This window comes from Polaromonas sp. CG_9.11 (genome assembly GCF_015752225.1).
GTDB lineage: Bacteria > Pseudomonadota > Gammaproteobacteria > Burkholderiales > Burkholderiaceae_C > Polaromonas.
The window spans coordinates 36457-48608 of record NZ_JADOVE010000013.1 but is presented as its reverse complement, the minus strand read 5'-3'; the positions used below and the strand labels follow the sequence as shown (position 1 = coordinate 48608).

Genomic DNA, 12152 nt, shown 5'->3' with positions numbered 1-12152 from the left:
CCGCTTTATAGCGCCGACTCGACATAGGTGTAAAGGTAATTGGAGCCGCCGCTGACATTGCCCAGCAGGCGCGACGAGCCAAAGATGCCCGAGCGGTGCGACACGCCAACACCGATGAAGGTGTCCTTCAAGGCACGCGAACCAACCAGGTCACCCAGGCTGACATCAATCGTCGGGTCCAGGTAATTGAGCATGCGCGAGACCGGCTTGCCGGCCTGCGCCTGGCTGCTGGCTTCAATGTACGGCGCGCGCTGAGCCAGCGAAACGCCCACGCCCATGCCCAGGCGCGTCTTGACGCGGTCGCTCCACGGAAAGCCGGAATAAAAGGCCTTCATGAACAGGTCGATCTGCACGCCATTGGCCTGCAGGCCGCGGTCGTTGTGGCTGGTCAAGCCGGCATAGCCGACAAAATCAAGCGGCCAGCCGTTCACGTTCTGCAAAAAAGGCTTGCCGACCTGAAGGCCGGTGATGCTGGTCGGGTTCACGCTGGCAACCGACAGGCATTGCGCGGTCACGATCTTGAGCAGGTGGCAGCCGTCGTCGGTGGCCTTGCCGTAAAGCAGCTTGAACCAGGTCGGCGAGCCGTCCTGCGCCCCTTCACGCGTGTGCCCGCCAAAGTCGTAGGCCGCGCCCACGTACACGCCGGGCAGCACGCGCTTTTGCACGATGGGGCTGTCCCTGACCTGGCGGTCCAGCAGCGTGGCCGACACGCCGGCCAGCAGGCGCCAGCGCTGCGACAGGTCGTAGGAACCGAACAGGCCGAGCGTGGTGTTGAGGCCCGCCCCCGGCGAATAGGCGGCGCGGCCGGGCGTGGCTTCACCGGGCCGCACGCCGTAGTAATAGTTGTTCAGACGGGCATCGCGCAGCGCCACGCTCAGGCTGGGGCGCAGGCTCCACGGGCCGGAGCGCCAGTCGTAGGTGTAGCCCAGGCGGAACTCGCTGCCTTTTGAAAAGCCGCCGATGTCATGCAGCAGTTCGGCCTGCAGCGTGCCCCAGGGCTGGCGGTAGCGCCATGACAGGCCCAGATCGATCCCGGAGTCGCGCGTTGCCATGCCCGTCAGGCTGGCTGGCAGGCGGTCGGCCGGAAAACCTTCAAGCCGCTGCTCGATGAACAGATCAAAGCGCTGGTCGCCAGCGTCCTGCAACTTGACGCCGCCCCGGTTGGCATGAAGAAAGAAGCGCTCGCCTTCATAAAGGTAAAGCGGCAGGACGTCGTAGCGGTTACCGCCATCCCGGTAGGCCGAATGCTCGAAGTGGGTGACCACGCCCAGTCCCGCACTGCCGGGCACCGACAGAATGTTGGTCAGCGGTTCCAGTTCGCCAAGCGCCAGCGCCGGCGTCATGGCCAGCAGGCCGGCGGCGGCCAAACCGGCGCCCAGCAGCTGCTGCAGCCGCTGCTTCAGCAAGCGGGCACTTTTCATCAGGAATCGGTCAGAAGGCACGGGGAATTCTCCACTCTCGTCATGGACGTTGGGTTGGGTTGGGGCGGCGCAGGCTGACATTTTGTCACGTCTGCGGCTTGGGAACGCAGGCCGCAGCGGTCATGGTGCACTGCAGCGGACGATGGTAGTATGGCCTTCAGCCATCCGGACGGACCTGCAGCGCCCGGCCTTGCGATGAACCTGCCGCGAAGGCGGCTTTTCCCCTTATCCAGAATCCTATGAGTATCCAGCGTCGAAACAACGTGCAGGCCTATGGCGATGGTCCCGTCACCATGCTGCTTGCCCATGGATTTGGCTGCGACCAGTCCATGTGGCGATATCTGGCGCCCGCCTTCAGTGAACGGTTCCGGGTCGTCACCTTCGATCTGGTCGGCAGCGGCGGCTCGCTCCTGAGCGCCTACGACCGGCAAAAATACGGTTCGCTGAATGGCTATGCGGCCGACCTGCTGGAAATCGTCGATGAGTTCGCCACCGGCCCGGTGATCCTGGTCGGCCACTCGGTCAGCACCATGATAGGCCTGCTGGCCACCATCGAGGCGCCCGAGCACTTTTTGGCCCAGATCATGGTGGCGCCGTCGCCGTGCTACATCAACCAGAACGACTATGTCGGCGGTTTCACGCGCGCCGACATCGACGACCTGCTCGACACGATGGACAGCAACTACCTGGGCTGGTCCAGCAATATGGCGCCAGCCATCATGGGCGTGCCGGACCAGCCGGAACTGGGCATCGAGCTGACCAACAGCTTTTGCCGCAACGACCCGGAGATCGCCAAGCATTTTGCCCGGGTCACCTTCCTGTCCGACCACCGCGCCGCCCTGTCCCTTTCACCCACGCCCGCGCTGATCCTGCAATGCAGCGACGACCTGATCGCGCCTGTTACGGTGGGCCACTACATGCAGCAGCAGCTGCAGCACAGCGTGCTGGACCTGATTGACAACGTCGGCCACTGCCCGCACGTCAGCACGCCGTCCGCCTGCTCCACAGCCATTGAGCGATTTCTTGAGCGCATGCTCACCTAGGCCATGAGCCAGAGCGTGCCACTGCCCGCAGACAACGTGCTGTTCGAACATGCCGCGTGCGGCCTGATGTTGACAGACCCGGATGGCAGCATCCTGCGCGTCAACACCACACTGTGCCGATGGCTGGGCTACCAGGCCGACGAACTGCGCGGCCGGCTGCGACTGCAGGACCTGCTCCCCATTGGAGGCAAGGTGTTCCATCAGACCAACTGCGTGCCGCTGCTGCAGATGCAGGGTTCGGTGGCCGAGGTGCAGTTCGACCTGCTGCACCGCGACGGCAGCCGCCTGCCGATGCTGCTCAACATCGTGCGGCGGCGCCACGGGGGTCAACTGCTGGACGAACTGGCGATCTTCATGGCCACCGACCGGCGCTCCTACGAACGAGAACTGCTGCTGGCACGCAAGGCTGCCGAGGCTGCCCTCGAAGCGCGCCTGGGTGCCGAGGCACAGCTGCTCCAAAGCAATCAGAAGCTGCAGATGGCAGACCGTCGCAAGGACGAATTCCTGGCCACTCTGGCGCATGAGCTGCGCAACCCGCTGGCGCCCATGTCCAACGTGCTGGAGATGCTCAAACTGCAGGGCCCGCACGCGCCCTCGCAAGACTGGTCGGTCAGGGTGCTGGAGCGCCAGTTGCAGCAGCTCACCCATCTGGTGGATGACCTGATGGAGGTCTCTCGCATCACCCAGGGCCGCATGGCGCTGCGCCGCCAGCCGGTCGACTTGGCTGCCATCGTGCACCTGGCGCTGGAGGATGCGCGCGGCATGCTGCAAAACGCCGGGCATACGCTCGACGTGGAACTACCGCCCGAGGCGGTCATCGTCGACGCCGACGCGACCCGACTGACCCAGGTGATTGCCAACCTGCTCAACAATGCAGCCAAGTACACCCCCCGGGGCGGCCACATCTGGCTGGGGCTGCAGTGCTGCGGCCACGAAGCCGTGGTGTCCGTGCGCGACACCGGCATCGGCATTCCAAAGGAGTCGCTGGCCGCCATCTTCGAGATGTTCTCGCAGCTGACGCCGGCACTGGAACGCTCGCAGGGCGGACTCGGCATCGGACTGGCGCTGGTGCGCGGGCTGGTTGCGTTGCATGGCGGCAGCATCAGCGCGGCCAGTGAAGGCGTCGGCCAGGGCAGCGAATTCACCGTGCGCCTGCCGCTCGCGCAAGCGCCGTTGCAGTCCGCCGAAGACACGCCCCCCGCCACTGGCGTGCAGGGCCTGCGAATCCTGGTGGTCGATGACAACGTCGATGCTGCCGAGAGCCTGAAAATGGTGCTCGAATTGCTGGGGCACGAGGCGCGCACAGCCCACAACGGCACCAGCGGCCTGCAACTGGCAGAAGAATTTGCCCCCCAGGTGGCGCTGCTGGACATCGGCCTGCCCGACGTGAGCGGCTACGAAATGGCGCGCCGCTTGCGTCAACCTTCCTGGGGAAAGAACATTTTCCTGATCGCTGCGACCGGCTGGGGCCAAGAGTCGGACAAGCAGCTGGCGCGCGAGGCCGGCTTCGATGGCCACCTGACCAAGCCGATCGATCTGGAGCAGCTCGAGGCGCTGCTGCTGCAGATCAAGCACTGAGCCGCCGATGCGCCAGGGTTGGCGAATTCAGAACGTAAAAACAAAAAAGCCCTGATAAATCAGGGCTTTAGGACTAAAACTTTACAAGTTTAGTCTCAGGTACACCTCAAAACGGAATGTCATCGTCCATGTCGTCAAAACCGCTGGAGGCCTTGGAAGGTGCGGGCGCGGGGGCCTGCCGTGGCGGCGGCGGGCGGTTGGCGGGCGCGGCGGACTGGCGCGGCGCTTCGTAGCCGCCACCCTCGTCCTGACCGCCGCCGGGGCCGCCCATGCCCTGGCGGCTGCCCAGCATCTGCATCTGGTCGGCACGAATTTCGGTGGTGTACTTTTCAACGCCGCTCTGGTCGGTCCACTTGCGGGTGCGCAAGCTGCCCTCGACATAGACCTGCGAGCCTTTTCGCAGGTACTGACCGACGATCTCGGCCAGCCGGCCGTTGAACACGATGCGGTGCCATTCGGTGGCTTCCTTCATTTCGCCGGACTGCTTGTCCTTCCACTTGTCGGTGGTGGCGATGGTGACGTTGGCGACCTGGTCGCCGCTGGGAAAACTGCGCATTTCGGGGTCTTTGCCCAAATTGCCGACGATGATGACTTTGTTGACTGATGCCATGGTGTGCCGCCTCTTGCTCTGGAATGGGTCAGGAAAATATCGTAACGGGCGGGTGGCGCCCAAAGCGCAATTGTGCCGCATCCGGCAGGCCTGGGCATGACGAATTGGCCTGTCACGCAATAATCGGCCCATGCATCAGCCGCCCCATGAGCCCAATTTCCTGCACAACCTTCGCAGCGAACTGTCCAATGGCCGACTTTGGTTCGACCGCGCCGTGGTGCTGGTGTATGCCATGGCGGCGGGACTGTGCGTGGTGGCCTTCACGCTGCTCGGTGAATGGGGCTTCGGGCTGTTTGAGCGTCTTTACGGCTTCAACCGCTGGACCATTCTGCTCTGGACACCGGCCCTGACGGCGGCCATCGTCTGGGCGACCCGGCGCCATTTTCCCGGCGCTGCGGGTTCGGGCATTCCGCAGGTCATGGCGGCGCTGGACCCGGCCTTGCCGCCGGGCGCGCAGGGTCGGTTCGTGTCGCTGCGCCTGACGCTGGCCAAGATCGGGCTGTCCACCGCCGGGCTGATGGCCGGCCTGTCCATCGGCCGCGAGGGGCCGTCGGTGCAGGTCGCGGCCGGCGTGATGCAGCATGCGCGCCGCTGGCTGCGTCCCGACTCCGGCATGAGCAACCATGCCCTGCTGGTGGCAGGCGGCGCGGCCGGCATTGCAGCCGCCTTCAATGCGCCGCTGGCCGGCGTGGTGTTTGCCATTGAGGAGCTGTCGCGCAAGCTGGAGTCGCGCAACAGCGGCCTGATCATCACGGCCATCGTACTGGCCGGACTGATGGGGGTTTCCACCTTTGGCAACATCACCTATTTCGGCGTCATCAAGGTGCCGATCCTGGGCTGGAATGCGCTGTTTCCCGGCCTGATGGTGGCACTGGCCTGCGGCCTGCTCGGCGGCGTTTTTGCACGCCTGATGGCGATTTCACTGACCGGGTCGTCACCTGACCGCTTCAGCCGGTGGCGCAGCCGCTACCCGGTGCGCTTTGCCGCTGCGGGCGGCCTGGCGATTGCCGTGATCGGCCTGGTCAGCGACGGCTCGACCTTTGGCGCGGGCTCCCACGCCGTCACGCAGATGCTGGCCGGCCAGGCCGACGTGCCGTCGCTGTATGTGCTGCTGAAATTCATTGCTACCTGGCTGGCCGCGTGGTGCGGCGTGCCCGGCGGTATTTTTGCCCCTTCGCTGTCGATTGGCGCCGGCGTGGGCAGCAACATTGCCTTGCTAATGTCGCCCGACATCAGCGCCGCGCTGATCGCCATCGGCATGGCCGCTTTCCTGGCCGCCGTCACGCAGGCGCCGCTGACGGCGTTCATCATCGTGATGGAAATGGTCGATGGCCGCGCCATGGTGCTGAGCCTGATGATGGCGGCCATGCTGGCCAGCCTGCTGTCGCGCATGATCAGCCGGCCGCTGTATGCGACCCTGGCGGAGTTCATGATTGCAGGCTTGCAACCGCAACCGGCTGCCACCGTCGAGGCCGAAAGGCGGCAGGCGCGCTGAGTCTTCAAGCCGGGACTTGTCGGGCCGTGGAGGGCTGAACCGGCAGCATTCGCCAGGCCACCAGCAGCCAGAGCAGCGACAGCGCCGTCGTTGACACGAACAGGCCTTGCGCGCCGCCCCACTTGAGCACCGCACCGCCAACTGCGCCGCCGGCAAACAGGCCCAGCGACTGCGAGGTGTTGTAAAGCCCCAGCGCAGCCCCGCGGTGTGAGGCGTGCGCCAGGCGCGACACCAGGCTCGGCTGGCTGGCCTCCAACACATTGAAACTGCAAAAAAACAGCAGCAGCAAGGCGCCCAGCATCCAGAGCGATGGCGCCACGCCGCCGGCGGCCAGCGTCACCCCCAGGAAACCCAGTTGCACCAGCGCCAACAGGGCAATCGCGGCCAGCAGCACGGCGCGCAGATGGCCGCGCCGCTCCAGCGGAAACAGCGTGCCGCCCATCACCAGGAAAGAAGCCAGCACCGCCGGCAAATAGACCTGCCAGTGCAGCGCCTTGAGCAGCCCGGCCTGCACCAGCAGCGCCGGCACCGCCACCCACATCGACAATTGCACCGTATGCAGCACGAACACGCCAAAGTTCAGGCCCACCAGATCGCTGCGCGCGAGCACATCGGCCAGGCCACCGCGCGCCATGTCCTTGTGCAGCACCGGCTCGGGCGGCACCAGCCACAGCACCATGGCAATGCCGGCCAGCGCCAGCACGCCCGTCAGCATGAACAGGCCGCTCAGCCCGATGCGGGCATTGAGCGCCGGCGCCAGCACCAGCGACACGGCAAACATCAGCCCGATGCTGCCACCGACCAGCGCCATGGCCTTGGTGCGCACCTCGTCGCGCGTCTGGTCTGCCAGCAAGGCGGTCACGGCGGCAGAGATCGCGCCTGCGCCCTGCAGCGCCCGGCCCGCCAGCAGCCAGTTGAGGTCCGGTGCGGCGGCGGCCAGGAAGCTGCCCAGTGCAAACACCAGCAGTCCGGCCACGATCACCCGCTTGCGGCCCAGCCGGTCCGACGCCAGACCGAAAGGAATCTGCAGCAGCGCCTGCGTCAGCCCGTAAATGCCCATCGCCAGGCCGATCCGCGCCGGATCGTCACCCCCCGGATAGCGCGCCGCCTCCAGCGCAAACACCGGCAGCACGAGGAACAGGCCAAGCATGCGCAGCGCAAAAATCGACGCCAGCGAGAAGCTGGCGCGCCGCTCGGTGGCGGTCATCGGGAATGAGGGGGCTGCAGAAGACACGGTGAAGGAGTCTCAAAAATGAAAAGTACAGCAAAAACAGCCGCGATCGGAACGCATGAAGGCCGTGCATGAAGAGCGTTTCCAGCGAACCACAGCCGCTGAATGATTGCCCCTGACAAGGCCCCGTATTGTGCTTGATACCCGGCCGCCGCCCTGCCCGCCGGGCGGCTCAGGTCTATGATCGAAGGTTTTTCCGGCGCTGCAACCCTGTGAACTTTCCCAACGACAGCAAACCCCTGACTTCCCTGCCAGCACTCGACCACGCCACCGCACATTCAGACGCACACGCGGCCTCTGAAGACAAAGCGATCCAGGCCTTCGAGCGGGCAGCCCGGCCGGCCGGCCACGGCGCGCAGGCCATCAGCATTCGCGGTGCGCGCACCCACAACCTGAAAAACATCGACCTCGACATTCCGCGCAACCAGCTGGTCGTTATTACCGGCCTCTCGGGCTCGGGCAAGTCGAGCCTGGCCTTTGACACGCTGTATGCCGAGGGCCAGCGCCGCTATGTCGAAAGCCTCTCGACCTATGCGCGGCAGTTTCTGCAGCTGATGGACAAACCCGACGTGGACATGATCGAGGGCCTGTCGCCGGCGATTTCGATCGAGCAAAAAGCCACCAGCCACAACCCGCGCTCCACCGTCGGCACCGTGACCGAGATCCACGACTACCTGCGGCTGCTGTTCGCCCGCGCCGGCACGCCGTTTTGCCCGGTGCATGACCTGCCGCTGCAGGCGCAAAGCGTCAGCGAAATGGTCGATGCCGTGCTGGCCCTGCCCGAAGACACGCGGCTGATGATCCTGGCGCCGGTGGCGCGCGAGCGCAAGGGCGAATTTGTCGACCTGTTCGAGCAAATGCAGGCCCAGGGTTATGTGCGCTTCCGGGTCGATGGCGCGACCTATGAATTTGACGCACTGCCCAAGCTCAAGAAAACCGAAAAGCACACGATTGACGTGGTGATTGACCGTATCAAGGTGCGCCTGGACAGGGAAACCCCGCCCGACGCCGAAGCCGGGGTGGTCCCGCCGCCGGCCTTGCGCCAGCGCCTGGCCGAGAGTTTTGAAGCGGCGCTGCGGCTGGCCGACGGCCGGGCGCTGGCGCTGGAAATGGATTCCGGCCAGGAACACCTGTTCAGCGCCAAGTTCTCCTGCCCGGTCTGCAGCTATTCGCTCAGCGAGATGGAGCCGCGCCTGTTTTCGTTCAACTCGCCGGTCGGCGCCTGCCCGTGCTGCGACGGCCTGGGGCATCGGGACTTTTTCGATCCGGCGCGGGTGGTGGCTTTTCCGTCGCTCAGCCTGGCCAGCGGCGCGGTCAAGGGCTGGGACCGGCGCAACGCCTATTATTTTTCCATGCTGGAGAGCCTGGCCGCGCATTACAAATTCGACATCGACACGGCGTTTGAAGACCTGCCCGATAACGTGCGGCAGGTCGTGCTGCACGGTTCGGGCGAAGAAGACATCCGGTTCAGCTACCTCATGGATTCAGGCGAGAAGGCCGGCAAGAAGGTGAGCAAGAAGCATCCGTTCGAAGGCATCATCACCAACTTCGAGCGCCGCTACCGCGAAACCGACTCCGCCGTGGTGCGCGACGACCTGGCGCGCTACCGCAGCGTGCAACCCTGCCCCGACTGCGGCGGCACGCGACTGCGCCAGGAAGCGCGGCATGTCTACCTGGTCGGCACGGCAGAAGGCGGCGAAAAGCCCAGCCGCAAGGCGATTTATGAAGTCAGCCACATCACCCTGCGCGAGAGCTTCAAGTACTTCAGCACCTTGACCATGCAAGGCGCCAAGGCCGAGATCGCCGCCAAGGTGGTGCGCGAGATCGGCCTGCGGCTGAAGTTCCTGAACGACGTGGGCCTGAACTATTTGAGCCTGGACCGCAGCGCCGAAACGCTGTCGGGCGGCGAGTCGCAGCGCATCCGGCTGGCGTCGCAAATCGGCTCGGGCCTGACGGGGGTAATGTACGTGCTCGACGAGCCCAGCATCGGCCTGCACCAGCGCGACAACGACCGGCTCATCGGCACGCTCAAGCATTTGCGCGACATCGGCAACAGCGTGCTGGTGGTCGAGCATGACGAGGACATGATCCGCGCCGCCGACCACGTCATCGACATGGGGCCGGGCGCCGGCATTCACGGCGGCCGCGTGATGGCGCAGGGCACGTTCGAGCAGGTGCAGGCCAATCCCGATTCGCTGACCGGAAAGTATCTGGCGGGCACGCTGGAGATTGCCGTGCCCAAGCACCGCACGCCGTGGCTGCCCACCGTTAAGAATGCCCGCGCGTTCGATCAAAGCAAATCGCGCTTTGCGCCCAGCCCGGCGGCCGAACGCCGCGCGGCGCGTGAAGCTCAGCACCAGGCCACACTGGGGGACATGCAGGCGCTGCGCGTCATCAACGCCACCGGCCACAACCTGCAGGGCGTGAGCGTCGAGTTTCCGGTCGGCCTGCTGACCTGCGTGACCGGCGTTTCGGGCTCGGGCAAGTCCACGCTGGTCAACGACACGTTGTATGCGGCCGTCGCCCGAACGCTCTACCGCGCCCACGAAGAACCGGCGCCGCATGAAGCCATCGAAGGCATTGAGCACTTCGACAAGGTCATCAATGTCGACCAGTCGCCGATCGGCCGCACGCCGCGCAGCAACCCGGCCACCTACACCGGCCTGTTCACGCCGATTCGCGAGCTGATGGCCGAAATGAACACCGCGCGCGAGCGCGGCTACGGCGCCGGGCGTTTCAGCTTCAACGTGGCCGGCGGGCGCTGCGAAGCCTGCCAGGGTGACGGCATGGTGAAGGTCGAAATGCACTTTCTGCCCGATGTGTACGTGCCCTGCGACGTCTGCCACGGCATGCGCTACAACCGCGAAACGCTGGAAGTGCAGTACAAGGGCAAGAACATCGCGCAGATCCTCGACCTGACGGTTGAGCTGGCGGCCGAATTCTTCAAGGCCGTGCCGACGATTGCGCGCAAGCTGCACACGCTGCTCGACGTGGGCCTGTCCTACATCAAGCTCGGCCAGTCGGCGACGACGCTGTCGGGCGGCGAGGCGCAGCGGGTGAAACTCGCGCTGGAACTGAGCAAGCGTGACACCGGCCGCACACTCTACATCCTGGACGAACCGACCACCGGCCTGCATTTCGCCGACATCGACCTGCTGCTCAAGGTGCTGCACCAGCTGCGCGACGCGGGCAACACCATCGTCGTGATCGAGCACAACCTGGACGTCATCAAGACCGCCGACTGGCTGATCGACATGGGGCCGGAAGGCGGCGCCGGCGGAGGCATGGTGGTGGGCGTGGGCACGCCCGAAGACATTGCTGCCAACCCTGACAGCCATACCGGGCATTACCTTGCGCGGCTGTTGTAGCGGTGTTTATGTTTCCTGTTGCCGACAACAGCGTCATCGTGTTGCCAACGGTATTCAAGCACTACCTTTTCGGCGGTAAAAGTGGCAACCAACGGCCTTTTGCATGAAATTGTCATGAAAAGGGCGGAAGCTCTCGGTCATCAACCACCGGGAGGCTTTTAATGCATGTTTTTGTCCCAATCACTTCCTTGCGGCGGCTGGCGTTGGCCGGCGCCATGGTGCTGACGCTGAGCGCATGCGGCGGCGGCAGCAGTGACCCGGTGCCGCCACCACTGCCGTTCAAGACGCTGGCCAATGTGCAGCCGCTGGTCATCGGCCACCGGGGCGCCTCGGGCTATTTGCCCGAGCACACGCTGGAGTCGTACAGCCGCGCCATCGAGATGGGCGCCGACTTCGTCGAGCCCGACCTGGTGGTGACAAAAGACGGTGTGCTGATCGCGCGCCACGAGCCCAACATCACCAGCACCACCAACGTCGCCACACTGGCGCAGTTCGCCAGCCGCAAGACCACCAAAAAAGTCGATGGCGTGGACGAAACCGGCTGGTTTGCCAGCGACTTCACGCTGGCTGAAATCAAGACTTTGGGCGCGCTGATCACCGATGCCGAGCGGCCGCAGCAGTTCAACGGCCTCTACAAAATCCCGACGCTTCAGGAAATCGTCGACCTGGTCAAGGCCCGGCGCACCGCCACCGGCCGCGACATCGGCATCTACCCGGAAACCAAGCACCCGACCTTTCACCGCCAGCTGGGCCTGGGCCTGGAAGACCGCCTGATCACCGTGCTGAACGCGGCGGGCTGGAACAGCAAGGCGGCCCCGGTGCTGGTGCAGAGCTTCGAGCCGGGCAGCCTGAAGGAAATGCGCGGCAAGGGCCTGACCACCCGCATGGTCCAGCTGATCGACGGCGACGACTACGACCTCAAGACCGGCAAGATCACCTATGCCGCGCCTTTCGACCGCCCGTACGACTGGGCGCTCAGCGGCGACCCCCGGCTGTTCAGCGCCATGGTCACCCCGGCGGGCCTGGCCGAGATCAAGACCTATGCTGACGGCATCGGGCCGTGGAAACCGTACATCGTGCCGGTCAAGGGCGCACTGGACGCGGCCGGCAACCTGCGCGATGTCAACGGCGACGGCAAGGCCAATTACAACGATGCCAGCAGCCAGCCGGCCACCACGCTGATCGACGATGCCCACAAGGCCGGCCTGTTCGTGCATGCCTACACCTTCAGGAACGAGCAGCGCCGCCTGGCCTTCGACTACAACAAGGACCCGAAAGCCGAGTACCTGCAGTTTTACCGCCTCGGGGTGGACGGCCTGTTCAGCGACTTTCCCGACACCGCCATCGAGGCGCGCGGCAGCTACCTGAAGGAACTGGGGCGCTGAATTCTGCCCGGCAGCGGCAAC

Annotated in this window: 8 protein-coding genes; 5 read left to right on the top strand and 3 right to left on the bottom strand. The window is 65.1% G+C overall.

Annotated elements, in window-relative coordinates:
• Nucleotides 1–5 precede the first annotated feature (5 nt).
• Nucleotides 6–1442, bottom strand: coding sequence for a MipA/OmpV family protein (locus IWX85_RS12050; RefSeq protein WP_370584272.1), 1437 nt, complete (start codon nt 1440–1442; stop codon nt 6–8).
• A gap of 218 nt (nt 1443–1660) precedes the next feature.
• On the opposite strand from IWX85_RS12050, the gene IWX85_RS12045 reads away from it, so the two are divergent.
• Nucleotides 1661–2464 carry an alpha/beta fold hydrolase gene (locus IWX85_RS12045; RefSeq protein ID WP_196869887.1) on the top strand — a complete coding sequence of 268 codons (804 nt, stop codon included), beginning with the start codon at nt 1661–1663 and terminating at the stop codon, nt 2462–2464.
• 15 nt (nt 2465–2479) lie between these two features.
• Nucleotides 2480–4042, top strand: a complete 1563-nt coding sequence (locus IWX85_RS12040; protein ID WP_370584271.1) for an ATP-binding protein — start codon at nt 2480–2482, stop codon at nt 4040–4042.
• Between the two features lie 106 nt (nt 4043–4148).
• Here IWX85_RS12040 and ssb read toward each other — a convergent pair whose 3' ends face one another.
• On the bottom strand, nt 4149–4652 hold the full coding sequence (gene ssb / locus IWX85_RS12035) for a single-stranded DNA-binding protein (protein ID WP_196869885.1): 504 nt from the start codon (nt 4650–4652) through the stop codon (nt 4149–4151).
• 130 nt (nt 4653–4782) lie between these two features.
• On the opposite strand from ssb, the gene IWX85_RS12030 reads away from it, so the two are divergent.
• The gene (locus IWX85_RS12030) at nt 4783–6147 is read left to right on the top strand and encodes a chloride channel protein (RefSeq protein WP_196869884.1); all 1365 of its coding nucleotides are present in this window, start codon (nt 4783–4785) and stop codon (nt 6145–6147) included.
• Nucleotides 6148–6151: 4 nt separating this feature from the next.
• Here the strand turns inward: IWX85_RS12030 and IWX85_RS12025 are convergent, their stop codons facing one another.
• Nucleotides 6152–7354, bottom strand: a complete 1203-nt coding sequence (locus IWX85_RS12025; RefSeq protein ID WP_196869941.1) for an MFS transporter — start codon at nt 7352–7354, stop codon at nt 6152–6154.
• 335 nt (nt 7355–7689) lie between these two features.
• On the opposite strand from IWX85_RS12025, the gene uvrA reads away from it, so the two are divergent.
• Nucleotides 7690–10746: an excinuclease ABC subunit UvrA gene (gene uvrA, locus IWX85_RS12020; protein WP_196869940.1), complete on the top strand. Its 3057-nt coding sequence runs from the start codon at nt 7690–7692 to the stop codon at nt 10744–10746.
• A 161-nt stretch (nt 10747–10907) separates the two neighbouring features.
• Nucleotides 10908–12131: a glycerophosphodiester phosphodiesterase gene (locus IWX85_RS12015; RefSeq protein ID WP_231379717.1), complete on the top strand. Its 1224-nt coding sequence runs from the start codon at nt 10908–10910 to the stop codon at nt 12129–12131.
• Nucleotides 12132–12152: the final 21 nt, after the last annotated feature.